The organism is Myxococcus sp. XM-1-1-1 (assembly GCF_020037095.1).
In the GTDB taxonomy this organism is placed as follows: Bacteria; Myxococcota; Myxococcia; order Myxococcales; family Myxococcaceae; genus Myxococcus; species Myxococcus fulvus.
In genome coordinates this window covers 216,870-240,824 of record NZ_JAIQDH010000012.1, presented here as the reverse complement: position 1 = coordinate 240,824, position 23,955 = coordinate 216,870, and the positions used below count along the sequence as shown (strand labels likewise).

Annotated in this window: 5 protein-coding genes; all 5 read right to left on the bottom strand. The window is 69.1% G+C overall.

The window, feature by feature from the left end:
* Positions 1-42: 42 nt before the first annotated feature.
* Genes K8640_RS23710 through K8640_RS23690 form a run of 5 tightly spaced genes read right to left on the bottom strand, consistent with a single transcriptional unit; the run spans position 43 to position 23,950 of the window.
* Positions 43-7,074 carry a non-ribosomal peptide synthetase gene (locus K8640_RS23710; protein ID WP_223749118.1) on the bottom strand — a complete coding sequence of 2,344 codons (7,032 nt, stop codon included), beginning with the start codon at positions 7,072-7,074 and terminating at the stop codon, positions 43-45.
* On the bottom strand, positions 7,071-9,503 hold the full coding sequence (locus K8640_RS23705) for a penicillin acylase family protein (protein WP_223749117.1): 2,433 nt from the start codon (positions 9,501-9,503) through the stop codon (positions 7,071-7,073). Before K8640_RS23705 ends, K8640_RS23710 begins: the two co-directional genes overlap by 4 nt.
* A 32-nt stretch (positions 9,504-9,535) precedes the next feature.
* Positions 9,536-12,796 carry a non-ribosomal peptide synthetase gene (locus tag K8640_RS23700; protein ID WP_223749116.1) on the bottom strand — a complete coding sequence of 1,087 codons (3,261 nt, stop codon included), beginning with the start codon at positions 12,794-12,796 and terminating at the stop codon, positions 9,536-9,538.
* Between the two features lie 35 nt (positions 12,797-12,831).
* Positions 12,832-18,189 (bottom strand): non-ribosomal peptide synthetase, encoded by a 5,358-nt coding sequence (locus K8640_RS23695; protein ID WP_223749115.1) that lies wholly within the window; start codon positions 18,187-18,189, stop codon positions 12,832-12,834.
* The gene (locus K8640_RS23690) at positions 18,176-23,950 is read right to left on the bottom strand and encodes a type I polyketide synthase (RefSeq protein ID WP_223749114.1); all 5,775 of its coding nucleotides are present in this window, start codon (positions 23,948-23,950) and stop codon (positions 18,176-18,178) included. The genes K8640_RS23695 and K8640_RS23690 overlap by 14 nt, the downstream gene beginning before the upstream one ends.
* Positions 23,951-23,955 lie beyond the last annotated feature (5 nt).

Genomic DNA, 23,955 nt, shown 5'->3' with positions numbered 1-23,955 from the left:
GTCTCCAGGACTGATGCGATGGGCGTTCATGTGCTTCCCCGTTCAGCCATTCATCGAGCGCCGCGCGGGCTGCTCCAGGAGAGAGGTGAGGAGGCGTGCGAGTGCCTCGACATATGGCGGACGCAACAGTGAGTAGTGATCGCCCGGAAGCTCGATGCACTCCGTGGTCTGGGTCGCCAGTGCCGCCCAACCTCGCGCGGGCAGGGGCATCTCTTCGGCATCGGTGGTGTCCGCGCCGAGCACGACCGTGAGCTGCCCCAGCCACGTTCGTAGCGCGTGCTGATGAAGCGCCCTCGAGTTCGCCGTGAAGACCTTCATCAAAGGACGAAGCTGGGGCTCGGAACTCTCAACAGGAGCGCCCGTCGTTCGCGCCAGGTCCGTGGTGAACTCGGCCCACGGGGCGTCGCCTTCAATCGGCGCTCCTCGCGCATAGGACGTGGGGCTGGGCTCGATGAGTACGAGCACCTCCACGGTCTCCCCCTGTTGCTTCAGCTGCTGAGCCATCTCGTACGCGATGACGGCCCCGAGTGACCAGCCACCCAGGCGATAGGGGCCGCGTGGCTGCACGGCGCGGACATGTTGGACGTAGAGCGCCGCCATCTCAGGGAGGGACTCAAGTGGCGGCAGGCGGCCGTCGAGCCCTTGCGCCTGGAGTCCGTAGAAAGGCTGTTGCGAACCCATGTGTCGAGCCAGCTCCGCATAGCAGAGGACATTGCCGCCGACGGGATGCACGCAGAAGAAGGGTGGTCGGTTTCCGCGGGGCTGGATGGGGACGAGGGGCGACCAGGGGGCCTCATCGCCTCGGAGCTTCGTGGCGAGTCGCTCGACCGTGGAGGACTGAAACAGCGCGGAGAGTGGGATTGTCCTCCCCGTACGTTGCTGGAGTTGGGTCATCAGTCGCACGGCCAGGAGCGAGTGTCCGCCGAGCCCGAAGAAGTCGCCGTGAAGCCCGACAGGCCGCACATCGAGCAGCTCTTCGAAGAGGTTCGCCAGCACTTGCTCGAGCGCATCCCGAGGTGCGACGTACTCACGATGGTGCAGATGCGAGGCGTCCGGAACGGGCAGGGCCTTCTTGTCCACCTTGCCGTTCGCCGTGAGCGGGAGCTCCTCCATCGGAATGAAGGCCGCCGGCACCATGTACTCGGGCAGGTGCTTCCCGAGGAACGCACGGAACGAATCCACCTCCAGCTCCTGCCCGGGCGCGAGCACGAGATACGCCACCAGCCGCCTGGCTCCGTGCGAATCCTCACGTGCGAGCACCACAGCGGCGCGCACGGCGGCGTGTTGGAGCAGCGTCGACTCGATCTCCCCCAGCTCGATTCGGAAACCACGCACCTTCACCTGCGTGTCGATGCGTCCGATGAAGTCCAAGTCGCCGGTCGGTAGATAGCGGACCAGGTCTCCGGTCCGATACATGCGCGCTCCCGGCACTGGATTGAACGGGTCCGGCAGGAAGCGATCCGCGGTCAGCTTGGGGCGTCCCAGATAGCCTCTGGCCACTCCGACGCCTCCGAGGAACAGCTCCCCCTTCACACCCACCGGCACCGGCTGCAATGCAGCATCGAGCACGTACGCGCGGACGTTGGCGAGCGGGCGCCCGATGGGCGGCGTTCCCTCGTTCGTCTCGCACTCGGCGAAGGTCGCCAGCACCGTGGCCTCGGTGGGACCGTAGGAGTTGAGGAACCTCCGTCCAGGCGCCCATCGCGCGACGAGCTCGGGCCCGCAGGCCTCGCCCCCAGAGATGACTGTCCGCAGGGCTGGAAGTCCCTCGGAGGGCGTGAGGGCCAGCGTGGCGGGCGTGACGCTGAGGGTCGTGATGGCCGCGTCCCGTAGGAGTTGGTGCAAGGCCGGCCCCGGCATCGCCTTCTCCACTGGCGCGAGCCACAGCGTGGCTCCCGCGCACAGCGTGGTGAGGATCTCCTCGACAGACAGGTCGAAGCCCAGGTTCGCGAGCTGGAGCAGCCGGCTGCCCGGCCCGAGTCCGAAGACCTCCGCCTCCTGCACCACCAGATTGCACACGCTCTGGTGTTCGACGAGCGTCCCCTTGGGCCGACCCGTGGAGCCCGAGGTGTAGATGACGTACGCCAACGCGCGGCTCGGCAACGCGAGTCCGAGGTCTCTTCCCTGTTCTCTCGAACGCGTCTCCTCCACGAACACCACGTGCCCAAAGGCCCCCGGGACTCGTTCACGCAAGGCCTTCTGCGTGAGCAGCACACTCGCTCCACTGTCCTGCACCATGAAGGCAAGGCGCTCACGAGGCAGCGTCGGATCGAGCGGCAGCCAGGCGCCCCCTGACTTCAGGATGCCCAGCAGACCCACGACCAGGTCCGGGGAACGCTCGACACACAGGCCCACCAGCACCTCAGGCCCCACTCCGAGCCCACGCAGGTGTCGTGCGAGCCGATTGGCGCGCTCGTTCAGCTCCCGATAGGTCAGCCTCTCGTCCTCGAAGCCCACCGCGAGGGACTCGGGGGCTTGGCGGACGCGGGCTTCGAACAGGTGGTGGATGCATGCATCCGACGGGTACTCTGCCCGCGTGTCGTTCCACTCGATGAGCAGCTGTTGCTGTTCCCGCGCGGTCAACAGAGGCAGGGCGCACAGGGCCGTCTCGGGACGATCGACCGCTCCCTCCAGCAGGACGCGAAGGTGCTCCGCCATGCGCGCCACGGTGGTCGGTTCGAACAGGTCGACGCTGTATTCCAGTTCTCCCTCGAAGCCCGTTGGGGTCTCGATGAAGCTCAGGGTGAGGTCGAACTTCGCCGTATCGAGTGCGGCGGGCATGGGCTCGAACGAGAGGCCCGGCAGGCGCAGGGGCTCCAGGGGCGCGTTCTGGAGCGCGAAGAACGCCTGGAACAACGGACTGCGGCTGAGGTCCCGGGCGGGCTGGAGCACCTCCACCAGCTTCTCGAAGGGAACCTCCTGATGCTGGAAGGCCGCGAGGGTGGAAGCCCGTACCTCGGACAACAACTCCCGGAACGACGCGTGTCCCCTCAGCCGGGTGCGCAACACCAACGTGTTGACGAAGAAGCCGATCAACCCCTCGGTCTCCGCGCGCGTACGCCCCGCGATGGGCGAGCCGACGGAGATGTCCTCCTGGCCGGAGTACCGAGCGAGCAGGACCTGGAATGCGGCCAGCAACGTCATGAAGGGCGTGGTCCCCTCGCGCTGCGCGAGGGCGAGGACGGCATCGGAGAGCTCGCGGGACAGGTGAACCGGGACGACCGCACCGCGTGCCGAGAGGACCGCGGGTCGAGCCCTATCGGTAGGAAGCTCGAGGCCCGCGGCTCCTTCGAGGTATTGCTTCCACCACGCGAGCTGGCCCTCCAGCACCTCGCCTTGCAACCAGTCCCGCTGCCACAGCGTGAAGTCCGCGTACTGCACGGGCAGGGTTGGCAACGTGACCCCGTGGCCCGACGCGAAGCCCTCGTACAGGGCTCCCAGCTCCCGTACCAACACCCCCATGGACCAGCCGTCCGAGACGATGTGATGCATCGTCAGCAGCAGCACGTGTTCCTGTTCGCCCAATAGGAGCAGGGTGGTCCGCAACAACGGGCCCTTGGTGAGGTCGAACGGACGAAGGGCTTCCTCGCGTGCGAGTCGGGTCGCCTCGGCCTCCCGCGTGGGCAGGGCGCGCAGGTCGACGATGCTCAAGGGGAGGGCGACCTGGGACTCGATGCGCTGGAGGGGCTGGCCCTGTTCCGACGGGAAGGTGGTTCGCAGGGACTCGTGCCGGACCACGAGCGCCTCGAAGGTGCGCCGGAGGGCTTCCACATCCAGCGGGCCTCTCAGCCTCACCGCGGCGGGGATGTTGTACGTGGCGCTCCCGGGTTCCAACTGGTCGATGAACCACAGGCGCTGCTGTGCGAACGAGAGGGGCACGGGCCCTGTTCGCGGCCGAGGCACGAGCAGCGGTGCTTCGACACGGGGTGCGGCCTCCAGACGCTGGGCGAACGACGCCAGGGTCGGTGCCTCGAAGAGGGCCCGTAGTGGCAGCTCCACCCCGAGCCGCGCGCGGATGCGCGAGATGAGCTGCGTCGCCAACAGGGAGTGCCCACCGAGTGCGAAGAAGTCATCCAGCACACCGACACGCGGGACGCGGAGGATCTCGGCCCAGAGGTCGGCCAGGCGCTCCTCCGTGGGATTCCGTGGGGCGACATACTCCGTGCTCGGGAGCAGTCCCTCCGGCGCCGGGAGCGCCTTGCGGTCCACCTTGCCATTGGCCGTGAGCGGAAAGGAGTCCAGCGTGATGATCGCCGAGGGCACCATGTACTCGGGCAGGTGCTCCCGCAGCGACTCTCGCGTGGGCGGTGTCCCGTGGGGATGCACAGTGACGTAGGCCACCAGCCGCTTGTCTCCGGGACCGTGTTCCCGGACCAGGACCAGCGCATCACGGACGCTCGGGTGACGACGCAGGACGGATTCGATTTCTCCGGGCTCGATGCGGAAGCCGCGCAGCTTCACCTGGAAGTCGATGCGGCCCAGGAACTCGAGCGTCCCATCCGGACGCCAGCGGACCCTGTCTCCCGTGCGATACACGCGCCCAGGACCCCAACGGTTCTCCACGAACCTCGCCGCCGTCAGCTCGGGTTGATTCCAGTAGCCGCGTCCCACTCCCTCTCCACCGATCCACAGCTCACCCGCGACGCCCACCGGGACGAGCTCGCCCCGTGTGTCCACGACATAGGCCGTCGTGTTGGAGATGGGACGGCCAATGGGCACGGACTCGCCGATCTGCTCGGGGCGCACCACCGCGTGACAGCACGCGAACGTGGTCGTCTCTGTCGGCCCGTAGCCGTTGATGAGCCGGCATCCTCCGACCTCCAGGAATCGCCGGACGTGTCCCGGAGAGAGCGCATCTCCTCCCGCGAGGACCTGTCGGACGTGCGCAAGGCTCCGCGCGTCCTCGTCCACGAACTGGTGGAACAGGCCCGCGGTCAGCCACAGCGTCGTCACTCCGCGCTGCTTCACCAGCGTCGCGAGCTGGCTCAGCGTCGGGTCATGCGGCGGATGGACCACGAGCCTGCCGCCGTTCAGCAGGCTGCCCCAGAGCTCGAAGGTCGACGCGTCGAAGGCGAGCGGCGCGAGCTGGAGGAACACCTCCTCCGGACCGAAGTCGGCGTAGCTGGCGCCACGTACGAGGCGACCCACGTTCCGGTGCTCAATCGCGACGCCCTTGGGCTCGCCCGTCGAACCGGAGGTGTACATCACGTACAGCAGGTTGCTGGCGGTGGCTCCACTCTGGGGATTCTCGACCTCGTCCGAGGACTCCACCCACGTCCCGAGCTCCAGCACTTCCCCCAGCTTCTCCGCCACGCCACGGTGTGCTCGCGACGCCACGACGAGCCGCAGCCCCACGTCCCGGGCCATGAAGGCGAGTCGCTCCAGTGGATGGCGCGGGTCCAAGGGCACATAGGCACCGCCCGCCTTCAAGATGCCCAGCACCGCGGCCACCATCCCGGAGGAACGCTCGACACACAGCCCCACGCGCGTCTCGGGCCTCACTCCACGCTCGCGCAGGGCGTGGGCCACCCGGTTCGCTCGGGCGTTCAGCTCCCGGTAGGTGAGGCGCTCCTCCTCGAACTCCACTGCGATGGCGTCGGGACGTCGCGCGACCTGTTCCTCGAACAGCTCGTGGACACAGCGATCGCGTGGAAGCCCGGTGGTCGTCGCGTTCCACTCCTCCACGATGAGGCGTCGCGACTCCTCGTCCAGCAGGCTCAACGTCGAGCAGCGTGCCTCGGTGGGCGCGGCACACAGGCGCTCCAGGAGCGTCGTGTACTGGCGTCCGATGCGCTCGATGGTCGCCGCATCGAACAGGTCGACGTTGTACGTGAACGCCGCCTCCAGGGTCCCGTGCTTCTCTCCCATCTGGAGCGTGAGGTCGAACTTCGACCTGCCGTTGTAGACCTCCATCGGTGTTGCCGTCAGACCCTCGAGTCGCAAGGTGCTTGCCCAGGAGTTCTGGAAGGTGAACAGCACCTGGATGAGGGGAGGGCGTCCCGGCTCTCGCGGCGGCGCGAGCTTCTCCACCAGCATCTCGAAGGGCACGTCCTGGTTCGCGAAGGCCCCGAGTGTCGTCTCCATCACCCGACCGATGAGCTGCTCCACCGTCGGGTCGCCGCTCAGGTCCGCGCGCAGGACCAGCGTGTTCACGAAGAAGCCGAGCAACCCCTCCAGCTCACGGTGCGTCCTGCCCGCGATGAGCGCGCCCACCACGAGGTCGTCCTGCCCCGACAGCCGGGACATCAACACCTGGAACCCGGCGAGCAACACCATGAACGGAGTCGCGCCCTCGCGCATCGCGAAGGACTTCACCGCCTCCGCGACCTTCGGAGGCAGCTTGACCACGAGCTCCGCCCCCCGGTCCGTCGCCACCACGGGCCTCGGACGGTCCGTGGGAAGTCTCAGTGAAGAGGGCACGTCGGCGAGCTGTTTGCTCCAGTACGCGAGCTGCCTCTCCAGCGTCCCTCCCGTGAAACGCTCCCGCTGCCAGGCCGCGTAGTCGCCGTACTGCACCGGCAGCTCGGGAAGTGACGCCGTGCGCCCCTGCCGCAGCGCCTCGTACTGCGCCGCGAACTCCCGCATCATCAGCCCCGTCGACCACCCGTCGCTGATGATGTGGTGCATGTTCACGAGCAACACGTGCTCGGCTGCATCGAGCTTCAGGAGCGTGGTCCGGAACAGCGGCCCTCGCTCCAGATCGAACGGGCGCCGTGCCTCCTCGTCCGCCAGTCTCCGCGCGTCCGCGGTGCGTGCCTCGGCGACGCTCCCGGACAGGTCGACCACCGGCATGGGCCACGAAGAGGGCGGATGGACGCGGAGGAATGCCTCGCCGCCTCGCTCCTCGAAGGTGGTGCGCAGGATTTCGTGCCGGTGCGTGAGCAGCTCGAACGCCCGACGCAGCGCCTCCGCGTCCAACGGGCCCGCGAGGTGCAACGTGAAGGGCATGTTGTACGTGGGGCTGTTCGGCGCGAGCCGGTCCAGGAACCACAGGCGCCGCTGGGCATAGGACACCGGCGTCGGTCCGTCTCCATGACGGCGCGGGATGGTCTGGGCTCGCGCCTCCTGTTTCATGGCGCCGTCCTCTCGAGCACCAGCTCGGTGGTCACGAGCGCCGGGTCCGCGAGGATGTCCTCCTGCTCGAAGAGGACCGGGCGGAGCTGCTTCCGCGAGAAGAGCCGAGTCTGGTCGGCGAAGAAGGGCGAGGCCGGGTCCGTGGCCCCGGAGTAGGCCAGCACCGCGCTCGCGCGGGGGCCCTCCCGGGTGAACTCCATCACCATCAGGAAGGAGGCGCCGTGATTGACCACGTAGCCCTCCGACGTGAGGCCCGTGGTCTCCGACAGCACCTGCTTCCGCTCGGTGCGCGGCAACAGCGTCGAGTTCGCCAGCGAGAAGCCCGCGATGTTCGCCGCGCCCTCGATTCCATCCACGCCTCCGTGAATCGGAATCACCTGCGACCCCTTCCGGGCGAACTGCACGTCACCCAGGCGGGCATCGAGTGGAAGGCCCGCCTCGCGCAGCACCCAGACGGCCTCGCCCAGCTTCTGGAGGATGGGGTCCGGGCCCGACGCCGGCGCTGGCGCCAGTCCCGAGGGCGTCTGCACCGGCCGGCTCGGGTCGAACGGCTCCGCGAAGAGCGGTCCCCGGTCATTCAGCTCCGGGCGCGTGAACCGCCCCAGGAACTCTCGCCAGACCAGGGCTCCCTTGCGGTCGAGCTCCAATCGCCCATCCCATTCCGCGAGCAGTCGACAGGCCTCGCGCAAGTCGACCTGCGCCTCCTTGACCGACACCGTCGTCGCGCCCTGGCAGCGCTGCGCGACGGGGGCCCGGAGTTGCTCCGCGAGCCAGTTGCGGTTGTTCAGGATGGCCTGCTCGAGCTCTTCACGCGTGAAGGCGCCATCCGCTCCCGAGGCCGAATCCGGACCCTTCTCCGACAGGATGGTGAGGTTCGTGCGCGAGCGATTGGAGAGCCTGCCTCCCGGACTCGCGTAGTTCTCGTAGGGGAAGGGGACGGAGGCGAGCAGCTCCGCCGGGTTCGTGTACCGCGCCGAATCGTTCGCGTTCATCACGAAGTCCGCGCGCGTGAGGCGAGGCGCCTGGTCGACGGGGAACAGTCCTCTGCCCGGACCCGACAGGTCGACCCACTCGTCACGCGACGTGCTGCCATCGAGGAGGATGACGCGCAGGCTCGCGAACCCCTTCACGTCCGGGACCGTCTCCCGAGCGGTGCGATACGCGGCGATGGCATCGTCGCTCAACCGGGGCACCCGCGAGGCGTCCACGTAGCGGGTGTCTCCCCGCGCGCTCGTCATGATGGTGTTGACCCAGGGGATGCCGCGCACGGTGCGGTCCACCTCGGCGAGGTCGTCAAGGCTCTCCGCCCTGTTCATCCGCAGCCACTGCTCCGCGAACTGGTGGTTGTCCTCGTTCGCGTCTCGCAGCGTGTAGGCCACCGTGTCCGTCCAGGGGACCAGGCCGGGCCGCTCGACCATGGGCCCGTAATGCGAGCGCCAGAACGTGCGCGACACCTGGCTCATCTGCCCGTCCGCCTCGAGCACGTCCACCGTGTGCTCCTCGTGCGTCATCCGACGGACCTGCCCGTCGTACAGATACGCCGTGGGATCTCCAGGGACCAGGCGGAGCCGGTACGCAGTGAAGTGGCTCGACGCCGTCACCGTGTGCGTCCACGCCACATTCCGGTTGAAGCCGATGTTGATGACCGGGATGCCCACCAGCGAGGCGCCGTACACATCCAGCCGTCCCGGGATGGTGAGGTGGCTCTCGTAGAAGCGCAGCGCCCCTTCCCACGGGAAGTGGGGATTGGCGACGAGCATCCCTCCGGCACTCCGCGAGCGCTCACGCCCGACCGCCCAGCCATTGCTCCCCAGGCTCGTCTCACGAACCCCCGGAGGCCACCCGAAGGGCAGTGAGGCTTCCTTCGTCGACACGCTCTCCACACCAGGAGGCTGGGCGTTGGCGATATCCCCGAGGAGCGGCTGCAACGTGTCCAACAGCGAGACATCCAGGTGGTACGCGAGCAGGTCCAGGCTGGTGATGGGCTTCACCCAGTTCGCGCCCGTGCACGGCGCGGGCAGTCGCTCCGGCGGGGTCTGCGCCAGGTAGTGGTTGTAGCCCTGTGCGAAGCCCTCCATCAGGTCGCGGACCTCCTGGGACTGACGCCCATACGCGGCCTGGGCCCGGGGCCGCAGCGCGAGGCCCCGATAGACGAGGTCGCTCTCGACGTGGACGTCCTTCTCGCCTCGACCGAAGTACCGCGCCCGCTCACCCCGGACCTTGAGGAACTGGTCCGCGAGCGTGCAGACCAGGTCCTGCGCCTGCGCGTAGCCGTAGCCCGCGCCGAGGCCTCGGTAGTCCGAGGCCGTGATGTGCGGAACCCCATGGGCGGTCCGATGAATCGTGGCCTTCAGCGGCGCGGGCGGCGGCTCCGCCCTCCCGCACTTGGAGAAGGCGGCCATCCCGAGGACGAGCAGGTAGAGGCGCATGGCGGAGTCGGTCGAGTGGGTGGGCGCGACGGCTACGGCTCGATGAACGCGGAGAGGGCGCGGATGGTCGGGTGCTTGAAGAGGTGGGTGATGGACAGCTCCTTGTCCACGGCCTCCCGCAGCCGGTTGAACACGCGCACGACAGAGAGCGAGTCCCCACCAATCTGGAAGAAGTTGTCGTCCAGGCTCACCGACTCCACGTTGATGGCCTCCTTCCACAGCGCGGCGATGGTCCGCTGGAGCTCGGTCCACTGCGCCTGCGAAGGAGCCTGCGTCGTCACGCGCAGCGTCTCGGGCGCGGGCAGGGACTTGCGGTCGACCTTGCCGTTCGGCAGTCGCGGCAGGCTGTCCATCTGGACGAGCTCGGACGGGACGGCATGGCTGGGGAGCTGCTGGAGCGCAGATTCCCTCAGCGCGGTGAGTGACACCCCCGCGTCCACGACCACGTAGCCCACGAGCCGCTTGTTCTCGCGCTCATCGTCACGAACGGCGACCACGGCCTCGCGGACCGAGGGCAGGCGACTCAGCACAGCCTCGACCTCGCCCAGCTCCACGCGGAAGCCGCGCACCTTGACCTGGTCATCGACACGCCCCAGGAACTCGAGATTCCCATCCGGCAGGTACCTCGCCAGGTCTCCCGTCTTGTAGAGCCGTGCCTCGGTGTCCTGGCTCGAAGGGTCCCGGATGAACCGCGCCGCCGTCAGCTCGGGGTGGTTGAGGTACCCGCGTGTCACCCCAGGGCCTCCGACGTGCAACTCGCCGGGGACACCGATGGGCACCGGGTGCAGGTGCGCATCGAGCAGGTAGATGCGCGCATCCGAGATGGGGCGACCGATGGGAACACTCGTGCGCCGCGGGGCCTCTTCGAGCTTGTGCACCGTGCACCAGACCGTCGCCTCGGTGGGGCCGTACTCGTTGTAGAGGGCCGCGCTCGGGATGACCCGGCGATGCTGCTCGAAGAGCCGGGGCGGGCAGGTCTCGCCCGCGACCATGACGGTCTTCAGGGAGGCGAGGTCCTCGGGGCGGGCCTGTTGCAACAGGAGCGAGTACACCGACGGGATGCACAGCAGGTGCGACACCCGATGCGCGGAGATCAACCCGCCGAGCACGCCGAGGTCGGGCAGGCCATCGCCCTCGGGAAGCACGAGCGTGCCTCCCTGGCTCAGCGTCCAGAAGATGCCGGCCACGGAGCTGTCGAATGCGTAGGACGACAGCAGCAGGAAACTGCTCACGGGCTCGCGGTAGTACGTCCACCTCGCGATGGTGGAGTGCACCACGTTCCGGTGCGTCACCTGCACGCCCTTGGGCATGCCGGTGGAGCCGGACGTGTAGATGACGTACGCCAGGTCGTTCTCACCGGCCAGCGGCGTGGGGCGCTCCTTGCCCTGTCTCGCGAGGTCGCTCCCGTCCACGCAGACCACCTGCGCACCATGCGTGGCGAACCGCGTGCGCAGCGAGTCCTGGGTCACCAAGACCGCGGCCTTCGAGTCCTCGAGCATGAAGCCCAGGCGCAGCGGGGGATACGACGGGTCCAACGGCACGTAGGCGCCACCGGCCTTCAGCACACCGAGCAGCGCCACGAGCAGCTCCGGAGCGCGCTGCAGGCAGACGCCGACGAGCTTCCCCGGTCCGACGCCCAAGCCCCGCAGGTGGTGCGCGAGCTGGTTGGCCCGCTCATCCAGCTCGCGGTAGCTCAGGCGCTGACCGGCATGGGCCACGGCGACGGCCTCGGGTGTCCGGGTGGTCTGGTCCTCGACGAGCCGATGCAGTGACGGCGCCAGGGGGACCGCGGCCGGCTGCGTCTGGTTCCACTCGACGAGCAGCCGCCGCTCCTCGGCCTCGGGCAGCAGGGGCAGCTCCGCGAGGGGCCGCGTCGCATTCTCGACCACCGCGCGCAGCAGCACCGCCAGGTGGCCGCTCATGCGACGGATGGTGTCGGCGTCGAACAGGTCGCTGTTGTACTCCCAGTGGGCGTGCAGCCCGTGGGGCGTCTCGTCCATCACCAGCGTCAGGTCGTACTTCGCGGTGACGCTCCCAATCTCCAGGGGCGAGAGCGTCAGCCCCGGCAGCGTCAGGTCCGACGCCGGCATGTTCTGCAGGATGAACATGACCTGGAACAACGGGTTGTAGCCGAGGGAGCGCTCGGGCTTGAGCGCGTCCACCAGCTTCTCGAAGGGCAGCGACTGGTGCTCGAACGCGGCGAGCGCCGTGGCGCGCGTGCGCTCCACCAGCTCCTCGAAGCGAGGGTTGCCACCCAGGTCCCCGCGCAGGACGAGGGTGTTCACGAAGAAGCCGATGAGCTGCTCCAGCTCCGGCTGCTCGCGGTTGGCCACCACCGTGCCCACGGGGATGTCCGTCTGACCCGTGTACCGGTGCAACAGCGTCTGGAAGGTCGCGAGCAACGTCATGAAGAGGCTCGCGTTCAGGCGGCGGCTCAGCGCGGACAGTCCCTTGCTGACCTGCTCATCCAGCGTGAAGTACTCCCGCGCCCCCGCGAAGCGCTCTGTCTCCGGGCGAGGATTCGCGAAGGGCAGCGTCAGCAGGGGCGGCGCGTCCTTCAGTTGCCGCGTCCAGTACTCGAGCTGCCGCTGGAGCACGTCGTCCTTCATCCACTGGCGCTGCCACACCGCGTAGTCCGCGTACTGGATGGGCAGCTCGCGCAGCGGAGACGGTCGGCCCGCGCTCAGCTCCCGGTACAGCTCCGCGAGCTCTCGCTGGAAGACGCCGATGGACCAGCCGTCGAGGACGATGTGGTGCACCACCGTGAGCAGCACGCTCTTGCGCGCTCCCAACTGGAACAGCGTGGTCCGCAGCAGCGCGCCCTTCATGAGGTCGAAGGGACGGCGGGACTCGGCGTCGATCAACCGTTGGAGTTCTCGGGACTGCTCCGCCTCCGCGAGCCCAGCCAGGTCGACGACGTGCAGCCGCGTCGCCACCGTGGGAGTGATGATCTGGACGGGGCCCTCGGCGCCCTCGGCGAAGGAGGTGCGCAGGACCTCGTGGCGGCGGACGATCTCCTGGAGGCTTTGCTCGAGGACCGCGACGTCGAGCGTCCCTTCGAGGCGCAGCGCGGACACCTCGTTGTAGGCGTGGCCACCGGGGCGGAGCTGCTCGAACAACCAGAGCCTGTTCTGCGCGAGCGAGACGGGGACCGGCGCCTGCGGGTCCACGCGCCGGGTGATGCGCGGCGACTGCGTCTGGAGTGCCTCCTGCTTCAGGGACTTGAGAACCTGCGCGCGCTTCTCCGGCGAAAGGCTGTTGAGCAGCTCGAGGGTGTCCTTGGTCGCGGTCATGGGAAGGTTCGCTTCGTGAGGGTGTGAGGGGCGAGCTACGACCGGTCCTTCTTCCGGCGGTTCAGGTCGAGCGCTCGCTTCTGCTTCCGGATGCGGTCCTGGATGCGCTGCAGGTCGGTGTTGTCGGTGGCGCTCTCGTCGCCTCGGCTCAGGTAGGCCGCGAGGGAGCGGATGGTCGGGTGCTGGAAGAGCTGCACGAGCGGGAGCTCGCGCTTCAGCGTCTCCTGGAGCTGGTGGTGCATCTGGGTCGCGAGGAGGGAGTGGCCTCCCAGCTCGAAGAAGTTGTCGTCCACGCCCACGCGGTCGACCCGGAGCAGGGACCTCCAGAGCGCCGCGAGCGTCTGCTCCAGCTCCGTGCCGGGGAGGACGTAGGCAGCGGCCAGCTCCGGGCGCGAGGTGTCCGGAGCGGGCAGGGCGCGTCGATCGACCTTCCCATGCGACGTCAGCGGCAGTGCCGCGAGCGTCACGAAAGCCGAGGGCACCATGTAAGGCGGCAGTGAGTCGGCGAGGAAGCGTCGCAGCTCCACGACTCCGGGCCGCGCGGTGGACGTCTTCCAGACGAGATACGCGACCAGCCGCTTGTCACCCTGGGCCTCGGCACGCACTGCGACGGCGGCATCGAGGACCTCGGGGTGCTGGCGCAGGGCTGCTTCAATCTCTCCGAGCTCGATGCGGAAGCCGCGCAGCTTCACCTGGTCGTCGATGCGCCCCAGGAATTCCAGCGTGCCGTCCGGTAGATAGCGCGCGAGGTCGCCCGTCTTGTACATCCGCTCGCCGGGCTCGGGATGGAAGGGGTCCGGCAGGAAGCGCTCCGCGGTCAGCTCGGGGCGGCGCAGGTAGCCGCGCGCCACTCCGGCTCCGGCGATGTGGAGTTCGCCGGGCACTCCGATGGGGACGGGGCGCAGGTGGCCGTCCAGCACGTAGAGCCGCGTGTTCGCGATGGGCCGGCCGATAGGCACGGTGCCCGCGGCGAAGTCGAGGTCGGTGACTTCATGGACGCAGCAGCCGACCACGGTCTCCGTCGGGCCGTACTCGTTGATGAGCCTCGTCGAGGGGGCGTGTGTCCGCCAGAAGCCCAGGCTCTCGCGTGAGAGGGCCTCGCCGCCGATGACGAAGGTGCGTGTTGCCCCTTCGGCGCACTTCGCCGGGAGGGAGCTTCGCAGCACGTCGAGATGCGCGGGCGTCAGCTTGACGAGGCTGAAGTCGCGTTGCTCCCGGAGCAGCTCCACGAGCGCGGCGAGTTCCTCCTGCTCCCGCACGAGGATGACCTTGCGGCCCACCCAGAGCGGCGCGAAGAGCCCGGTGATGGTGGCGTCGAAGCCGATGGAGGTGATGACGGGCGCACCGTCGCCGTTCGCGACCTCGTAGGCTCGGGTGCACCAGGCGAGATAGTTCGTCAGCCCGCGGTGCTCGATGAGCGCGCCCTTGGGGCGCCCGGTCGAACCCGAGGTGTAGATGATGTACGCCAGATTCGCAGGCGTGGCCTGGCGCCCCAGGTTCTCGCGTCCGTTCCTCGCCAGTTCATCCCAATCCGAGTCCAGGCGGACGACCTTCGCGCGGGTCTCCGGCAGTCGCGACAGGAGCGCGTGGTGCGTGAGCAACACCGTGACCTGCGCGTCCTCCAACATGTACGCCAGTCGCTGCGGGGGGTACGACGGATCCAACGGGACGTAGGCGCCGCCGGCCTTGAGCACACCGAGCAGCCCGACCACCAGGTCGATGGAGCGCGGGAGACAGAGGCCGACGAGCTTCTCCGGTCCCGCGCCGAGCCGCACCAGGTGCCGGGCGACCTGGTTGGCGCTCTCGTTGAGCTGGCGGTAGGTGACCTCCACGTCACCCTGAACGAGCGCGATGGCGTCCGGGGTCCGCGCGGCCTGGGCCTCGAAGCGCTCGTGGAAACACGGCTCCTCGGAGATGGGGATGCGGGTGTCGTTCCACTCCACGAGGATGCGCCGTCGCTCGACGGTGCTCAGCAGCGAGAGGTCCTCCACACGCTGGCGCGGGTCCTCGATGATGGCCACGAGCAGGGCCCGCAGGTGGTCGTCCATGCGCCGCACCGTCGCCGCGTCGAACAGGTCGCTGCTGTACTCCCAGGCCGCCGTCATCGTCTCGCTGCCGTCGGTCAGCTTGAGCGTCAGGTCGAACTGCGCCGTGTGCTGCTCCAGCGCCACCGATGCGAGGGTGAGGTCCCCCAGGACGGCGGAGGCCCCCGGAGTGCCTGTCACCAGGGCCGCGATGGCTTGCTGGCGGTGCGGCTTCTCCAGCACGAACATCGTCTGGAAGAGCGGCGAGCGGCTCGTGTCTCGCTCGGGCTGCAGGCGCTCCACGAGCAGGGCCAGCGGGTACTCCTGATGGGCCAGGGCCCCCAGGACCGTCTGTCGGACCTGCCGCAGGACGTCCTCGAAGGTGGGGTTGCCCGTGAGCCGTGCACGGAGCGCGAGCTGGTTCACGAGATAGCCCACGGTGCCCGCCAGCTCGGAGCGGGTCCGCCCCGTCACCGAGGTCCCCACGAGCAGGTCGTCCTGCCCCGAGTAGCGGTGGAGCAGGAGTTGGTAGGCCGCGAGCAGCACCATGTACGGCGTCGCGCCGTGCGAGGCCGCGAGCGCCCTCACGCCCGCGACGAGGTCGCCTTCCCAGCGGGAGAGGTGCACCGCGCCCCGGAAGCTCTGCACCGGCGGGCGGGGCCTGTCCGTCGGAAGCGCGAGGACCTGTCGGGCTCCGGCCAGCTGCTCCCGCCAGTATCGCCAGAGGTCTTCGCCGGCGGGGCCCGACAGCTGCTCCGCCTGCCACTTCGCGTGATGCGAAGGCTGCGCGAGGACGGGTGGGAGGGAGACCGGGCGTCGGGCCCTGAGGTCGGAGTACACGACAGCCAGTTCGTCCAGCAGCACCACGAGCGACCAGAAGTCGGTCACCAGGTGATGCGCGGTCAGCACCAGGACGTGGTCTCCAGCGGCCCTGTGGAACAGCCGGGTTCGCAGGAGCGGCGCGACTCGTGTGTCGAAGGGACGGTGGGTGTGCTCCAGCACCGCCTTGTCGATCGTGTCCTGACTCCAGTCCCTGGCGTCGAGGTTCGCGAAGTCCAGCGGGGGGGCTTCGTGCACGCGCGCCAGGGGCTGGCCCGACATCGTCTCGAATGACGTGCGGAGCGCGGAGTGTCTCTGGGTCAGGAGTCCGAGTGCCTCCTTCAGCCTCTCCACATCCAGGTCGGAGACGATGCGCACCGCGAACGACACGTTGTAGGCCGCGCTCTCCGGGGCCAGTTGATGGAGGAACCACAGCGCCTGTTGTCCGCGCGAGAGCGGATGGGTGGGCTGAACGGACGACTCGAGCGTGATGGATGGCTCGGTGACGGGTGTCGATGTGTTGCCCAGGACCTCCAGGAGGTGCGCGGCGAGCTGCTCCAGCGTGCTGTCCTGGAGGAACAGGACCAGCGAGACGCTCACGCCGAGCTCCGTCTCGAACCGGTGTTGGAGCTCCGTCGCGGCGAGGGAGTCCGTTCCGAGCTGAAGGAGTGTTCGGGTGGAATCGACCTGCGAGACGGGCAGGCGCAGGACCTGCGCGACGACCTGCTGGAGCCACCCGGTCAGCCTGGGGAGCGTGAGCAGCTCCTCCCGTGCGAGGACGGTCCTCGGCGTCTCGATGGGGTCAGAGGCGAGGACGCTGTCGCCGATGGACTCGAAGGTCCCTTCGAGGAAGCGCGCGCGACATGCGCTTCGTTGGATCTTGCCGCTCGAGGTCTTCGGGAGCTGCCCGGGCTTGAGCAGGATGACGGCGTGCGCCTGCAACTCGTGGTGCTCGGCGATGGCGTGACGGATGGCCGCGATGACCTCTTCGACGTTCGCCTTGCGCAGCGCGACGCGCTCGACCTCCTGCGCGATGACCAACCGCTCGGTGCCGTCCACGACGATGGAGAACGCCGCGCCTCCATCGGGCCGCAGCGCGGGATGACTCCGGGCGACGGTCAGCTCCAGGTCCTGGGGATAGTGGTTGCGCCCCCGGATGATGAGCAGGTCCTTGAGGCGGCCCGTGACGAAGAGCTCCTCGCCTCGGAAGAACCCCAGGTCTCCGGTTCGCAGGAACGGTCCTTCTCCCGTGTCGGCGAGGTGGGCGTGGAAGCTCTCTTCCGTCTTCGCCGCGTTCCGCCAGTAGCCCATGGCGACGCTTCCACCCGAGACCCAGACCTCGCCAATCTCGTCCGCGCCGCGGCGGGTCCGGGACTCGGGGTCGACGATGACCACCGTCGTGCCGGGATGGACCCGCCCCGAGCCGACCAGCGACGTCGCCTTGTCTCCCTCGGACGCGGGCGCGACCTCGTGTCGCTCCAGTCGCTCGGTGTCCACGTCACAGTAGACAGGCGGCGCCTCGACGAGCCCTCCGGTGACCATCAATGTGACTTCGGCCAGGCCGTAGCAGGGATAGAAGCTCCGAGGGCTGAAGCCCTGCGGGGCGAAGGTCTCAGCGAACGCGTCCAGGGTGGCGCGGCGGATGGGCTCCGCGCCGTTGTAGGCCATGGTCCAGCAGCTCAGGTCCAGCCCCGCTCGCTGCTCGGGCGTCGTCCTTCGCACGCAGTGCTCGTAGGCGAAGTTCGGCCCTCCGCAGTGTGTCGCGCGCAGGTCCGAGATGGCCTTCAGCCAGCGGATGGGCTGCTGCAGGAACGACGTGGGGGACATGAGGTGCGCGGGGAACCCCGCGTAGATCGGCTGCAGGATCCCGTCGATGAGCCCCATGTCGTGGAAGCTCGGCAGCCACGTCACCGACACGTCCTGGGGGCCGAGCCCGAAGGCCCGGCGGATCTGCCCGGAGTTGTGGAGGAGGTTCGCGTGGCTGACCATCACGCCCTTGGGCGTCGACGTGGACCCCGACGTGTACTGGAGGAAGGCGAGCGTGCCTCCCTCCAGGGCGGGAGTGCGCCAGGCGGTCGCGCGCGAGTCCTCGACCTCGTCGGTCGACAGCAGCCTCATTCGCGCGAACTCGGGCTGCTCCGCGAAGTGCGCGCGGATGCCGTTGGCGAGCGGGGACAGCGTGAGGATGGCGGTGGGCTCCGAATCCAAAAGGATGGACCGGAGGCGTTGGACCTTCTGGTTGCGCCGGGGCGGATAGGCGGGCACGGGCACGACGCCCGCGTACAGGCAGCCGAAGAACGCGGCGATGAAGTCCAGGCCGGAGGGGTAGAGCAGGAGCGCGCGGTCTCCGACGTGACTCGAGTCCCGGAGCGTGGCCGCGATGGCCTTCGCCTTCCTGGCGAGGAGCTCGTAGGTCAGCGACGCGCCCTGGGCCGTGTCGTCCCCCAGGAAGGAGAACGCGAGCCGTTCGGGCTGGTGCTCCGCCCGATGCTCCAGCAGGTCGACGAAGGTCGGGTGCTCGCGGCCCGACCCGGGCTCACTTGTCGCCATCGAGCTTCCTCAGGATCTCAGCGAGCTTGTCCGCGCTCACCGTGCCGATGAGCGCCTCGTCGATGGCCGTCGACATGCCTCGGAGGGTGGGGTGCGTGTAGATGCTCTTCGTGGACAGCTTGACGCCGAAGCTCCTGTTTACCCGGGAGATGAGCTGCGTGCCGATGAGCGAGTCCCCGCCCAGCTCGAAGAAGTCGTCCGTCGCGCCGATGCCGTCGATGCCGAGCAGCTCCTGCCACAGGGGGGCGAGCGACTCCTCGGTCTCTCCTCGTGGTCGCTCGTAGGTGTTGCCCAGCTTCGGTCGCGCGTGCAGGGACGTCCCGCCCAGGGCCTCCAGGTAGAGCTCGGAGAGGTCGCGCCCGCGCGTCTTCATCACCTGGAGGTAGTCGGACGTGGAGACGAGCACGTGCGGGAGCCTGGACCCCAGGACCCGGCGGAAGACCTCGACTCCCTCGTGGTGCAGGATGCCGCGCTGGTCGAAGTCCTCCTCCTTCAGCTTCTGGAGTACCCGCGGCGCGCGCGCGTCGTAGGCCATGCCCTCGCCCCGCCACACGTCCCAGCTGATGCACGCCACGCGGCGATGGGCGCGCGCACTCCGGCCGTGGACGAACGCGTCGAGGAAGTTGTTCGCCGCCGAGTACGCGACCTGGCCGAACCCCGGCTCGATGGCCGAGAGCGAGGAGAAGAGGAGGAAGAAGTCGAGCGGCGCGTCCGCGAAGAGGTCGTGCAGGACCAGCGTCCCCAGCACCTTCGGCGCGAGCACGCGCGACAGCTCCCCGGGTGACTTCTGCTGGATGGCGCCGTCACCGAGCACGCCGGCCGAGTGGATGACGCCCTGGATGGGACCGAAGCGCTCGTTGGCGCGTGAGCGCGCCGTCCTCATCTGCTCGGCGTCGGCGACGTCCGCGCGGAGGACCAGGACCTCGGAGCCCAGCTTCTCCAGCTCGCGCAGCGCGAGGATGTGACGGTGGGTCGGGTCCTCCTTGGGATGCGCGGACAGCCACGCGTCCCACTCCCTCGGGTCCGGGAAGGGGGAGCGCTGCGTCAGCACGAGCTTCGCCTGGACGGCGCGCGCCAGGTACTCGGCCAGCGTGAGGCCCACCTTTCCCAGGCCGCCGGTGAGCAGGTAGACGCCGTGCTTTCGCAGCACCGGCGGAGGCTCGGGTGGGGCCTCCAATCGGACCGGCTCGAGCGTCCGCACCCAACGATGGGGGCCTCGATACGCGACGATGGCCTCCGATGACGTGGCCTGGAGCTCCTCCAGGAGCTGCGTCACCGGGTCCTCGAGCCCCGCTCGGGTCGGCACCGCGAGGTCCACGCTGGTGCACTGGATGTTCGGATACTCCAGCGGGATGACCTTGCACGGCGCGAGCAGCAGGGCCTTCTCCGGAGCCACCTCGTCGCCGTGGACCTCATGCAGGTCGTTGGACACGACCCAGAGCCGGAGCGCGTCCGTGACGCCTCGCGTGCCCAGGGTCTTGGCCAGTAGGAGCAGGCTGTCGAGTCCGAGCACTCGCGCCTGCTCGACCGCCGCGAGGCCCACCGTGGCGGTCTCGGAGGCGGTGACACTCCACAGGTGCACCATCCTGCTCGGGGTGATTCCCTGTCCCTGGACCGCGCCGAGGAGCGCGTCGTAGTCGGCGGGCGCCTTCGGGTCGATGGTGAATCGATTCGGCCCGTCCTGGTGGAAGCCGGTACCGGCCCGCACCGTGATGCAGGCGTTGCCCAGTCGCTCCGCCAGCGCGTCGCCCACGCCCAGCGCGTCGACGAAGAGCAGCCAGTGCCCGGCCTCACCCAGGGCCGACGGCTCATGACGGGGCACCCGCTTCCATGAGGGTACGTAGAACCAGTCGCCCACGTCGGCCTTCTTCGTGAGTCCCGAGGCCGCGCGAGGCTCTGCCTCGCCCGCGAGCCGCGTCGACTCCGTGAAGGCCGGCGCCACCGACTGTCCCGAGAGCGGTGATGAAGAGGCCTGAGCGAGCAGTGCGTGTTGTCCGAGGACATCCACGTCAGGCGCGGCCGCAGTCCTGCTGAACCCACTGGCCCCGAGGACCGCGCTCCACTGCGCGGGCGTGTAGAAGGGGTTGCCCTGGTCTCGCTCCGGGTCCTCGACCGGATTCATCATCAGGCTGTAGGTGATGGCGAAGTCCGGTGTGGGCTCGGTCAGCTCGCCCAGGAGCAGCAGACCTCCGGGCGCGAGGAGCGAGCGCACGTGCGCGAGCGTGGTGCGCAGGTTGCGCGTCGCGTGGAGCACGTTGACGGCGACGATGACGTCGAACGACTCCAGGGGAAGCCCCTGCGCCTCGGGCGCGCGCTCGATGTCCAGCGGGACGTATTTCATGAACGGCCAGGCGCTGAACTTCCGCTTCGCCTGGGACAGGAACAGCGGCGCCACGTCGGTGAACGTGTACTCGGTGCGCTCGCGCGGCAGGATGGGGAGCAACTCCGTGGTCGCGATGCCCGTGCCGCCACCAATCTCCAGCACCCGGAGCTTCGTGGTGGGCCCGAGCTGCCGCACCAGTCGCTCCACACCGGCGCGCAGGATGCCTCGGTAGTACGTCTTCAGCCCGAACTCCGTCTGCGCCTTCTCGGCCGAGCCCTCCAGGATGGACGCGAACAGCTCCGTCGGTGACTGCTCCCCGCGCAGGACGTCCCTCAGTGCGTCGCCACAGCGGCGGATGAGGTCCACCACCTGCGGCGTCCTCGCCCAACGTTCCTCCGCGTTCCTCACCCGTGACTGCACCGTTTCAAGGGAACACGGGCGCAGCGACCGATAGCGCCCCGTCGTGTCCTGTTCGAGCTGCCCTGCCTCCACGAGCAGTCGCAGCCATCGGGACAAGAGCTGCTCGTACCGGCCGATGACCCGGCACTGTCCGAGGAGCTCCTCGCGCGTGTACGCCGCGCTCGAATCGGGGAAGGCCCCGAGCGCGCGCAGCGTCACGTTCATGTACGCGGTGCAGGCCGCGTCCAGGCTGTGCTTGTCGAGCTGATGCGAGGAGGCATCGAAGCCCGCGAGCTCTTTCTCCGCCTGGGCACGCGCAGCCTCCAGCACGGGCTGCCAGTGCGTGGGCGCCTCGGTGGCCTCCGCGCGAGCCGGGTCGATCCAATAGCGCTGACGCTCGAAGGGGTACGTCGGCAGGGGGACACGGCGGGGACGTGCGTCCCGCTGCGCCCTGGGCCAGTCCACCGAGAGCCCCTCCATCCAGAGCTGCCCGAGCGTGTCGAGCACGAACGAGAGGTCCGACGTCTGCTCTCGAGGATGCGGCAGGGACGAGAACACCGCCTGCGCGGGCGCGCGTCCGGGATGCTTCCTGACGAGCTGGGTCAACGTCCTGCCAGGGCCGACCTCGAGGAGTGCTCGCTGCCGGTCCTCGAACAACACACCGACACCCGCGGAGAAGCGCACCGTGCGCCGCAGGTGCTGGACCCAGTAGTCGGGGTCCGTCGCCTGGGCGGCCGTCAGCCACGTGCCGGTGAGGTTCGAGACGATGGGCGTCCGGGGCGCGTCGAGGCGCAGGCGTCGGAGCTGCGCCGCGAAGGGCGCCAGCACCGGCTCCATCATCTCCGAGTGGAACGCGTGCGAGGTCTCCAGGAGACTGCCGCCGAGCCCGCGTGAATCGAGCTGCTGTCGCAGCGCCGCGATATCCTCCGTCGTCCCCGAGACGACGCAGGACGAGGGCGCGTTGACGGCGGCCAGGCTGAGGCGTGTGCCTCCCAGCAGCGGTGTCAGCTCCTGCTCCGACAGTGGGACGGCGAGCATGGCGCCGGGCGGGAGCGCCTGCATCAGGCGGCCCCGAGCGACGACCAGCGCCAGGGCGTCCTCCAGCGAGAACACGCCCGCCAGCGTCGCGGCGACGTACTCCCCCAAGCTGTGGCCGATGGCCGCGTCCATCCGCAGGCCCCAGGCCATCCACATCCGCGCGAGGGCGTACTCGATGACGAAGAGCGCGGGCTGGGCATTCTCCGTGCGCTTCAGCTTCTCGGCCGCGAGCTCGCGCTGCGAGTCCGGCGGGTAGAGCAGGGCCTGGAGATCCACACCGTGGCGACTCCGGAGCAGGTCGAAGCACCGGTCCGCGTGCTCCCGGAACGTCGGCTCCGTCCGGTGGAGCTCGCGTGCCATGCCGACGTGCTGGCTGCCTTGTCCGCTGAAGAGGAACGCGACGCCCCGGGCCGGAGACTCCGTATGCCGGGTGCGCACGCGCCGTGCGTCGCGCGTGCCCAGCGCGGAGGCCGCGTCAGCGAGGCCGTGGCACACCAACACGCGGCGATGCGCGAAGGGCTTGCGTCCGACCTGGAGCGTGTAGGCCACGTCCGCGAGCTCCAGTTCCGGATGCGCGTCCAGGTGATGGGCCAGGTTCGTTGTCGCCTGCTCCAGCGCCTCGCTCGTCTTCGCGGAGAGCACGAGCAGGTGCGGCCCCGCGACGGGCTTGGTGCGCGTGGTGACGGGAGGCTCCTCCAGGATGGCGTGGGCATTCGTACCGCCCAGGCCGAAGGAGCTGACGCCGGCGCGCCGGGGGAACCCCTGGGGCTTCCACGCGGTGAGCGTGGTGTTGACGAAGAAGGGCGTGCTGGCGAAGTCGATGCGCGGGTTGGGCGTCTCGAAGTGCAGGCTCGGCGGCAGCTGCCCATGCTGGAGGGCGAGGGTGGTCTTGATGAGCCCCGTGACACCCGCCGCCGCGTCCAGGTGCCCGACGTTGGTCTTCACCGAGCCGAGCGCGCAGAACGACGTGGCTTCCGTGCTGGCGCGGAACGCCTGTGTCAGCGCGGCGACCTCGATGGGGTCTCCGACGGTGGTGCCCGTGCCGTGGGCCTCCACGTAGGTGATGCTCCGGGCGTCGACCCCCGCGGAGGCGTGGGCCTCCATGATGGCGGCCGCCTGCCCGTCGATGCTCGGCGCCGTGTAGCCCGCCTTCGTCGCGCCATCGTTGTTGATGACCGCGGACTTGATGACCGCGTAGATGCTGTCCCCATCCGCGAGCGCGTCCTCCAGCCGCTTGAGGATGACGACCGCCGCGCCGTTCCCGATGACGGTGCCCTGGGCCCGCGCGTCGAACGCGCGACAGTGTCCGTCCGGCGAGAAGATGCTGCCGGGCTGGTGCAGGTAGCCCGTCTGCGGAACGGTGATGGAGACGCCGCCCGCCAGCGCCAGATCACACTGGTACGTGAGCAGCGCCTGGTGCGCTACCGCCGTGGCCACCAGAGACGTCGAGCAGCCCGTCTGCAGCGTGAGGCTGGGCCCCTTGAGGTTCAGCTTGAAGGAGACCCGCGTCGCCAGGTTGTCCTTGTCGTTGCCCAGCAGGACCTGGTGCCCCGTCTCCGGTCCGAGCAGGTGGGGATGCGTCGCGAGGTTGAACAGCAGGTAGCTGGGCCAGCCCGCGCCCGCGTACACGCCCACGGTGCCCGCGTGGGTGTCCGAGGTGTAGCCCGCGTGTTCCAGCGCCGACCACGCGACCTCCAGGAACACCCGCTGCTGCGGGTCCGTCAGCTCGGCCTCGCGCGGACTGAAGCCGAAGAACGCCGCGTCGAACAGCTCCGCGCCGGCGAGCACCCCCTTCGCCCGCACATAGTGCGGCGAGGCCAGCGATGCGGGCGGGACACCGCGGGCGCGCAGCTCCTCGTCGGAGAAGAACGTGAGCGTCTCCGTGCCCGCCTTCAGTGCGCGCCAGAACGAAGCGATGTCCGCGCAACCCGGGAACCGCCCCGCCATTCCGATGATGGCGACCGCGGCCCCGGCGTCGCTGGTGGGCTCGAGTGACTCCACGGGCT

Bases quoted from the DNA above. Each gene is read 5' to 3' on its own strand.
- K8640_RS23700 (WP_223749116.1), bottom strand. From the start codon at position 12,796: ATGACCGCGACCAAGGACACCCTCGAGCTGCTCAACAGCCTTTCGCCG.
- K8640_RS23710 (WP_223749118.1), bottom strand. From the start codon at position 7,074: ATGAAACAGGAGGCGCGAGCCCAGACCATCCCGCGCCGTCATGGAGAC.
- K8640_RS23705 (WP_223749117.1), bottom strand. From the start codon at position 9,503: ATGCGCCTCTACCTGCTCGTCCTCGGGATGGCCGCCTTCTCCAAGTGC.
- K8640_RS23695 (WP_223749115.1), bottom strand. From the start codon at position 18,189: ATGGCGACAAGTGAGCCCGGGTCGGGCCGCGAGCACCCGACCTTCGTC.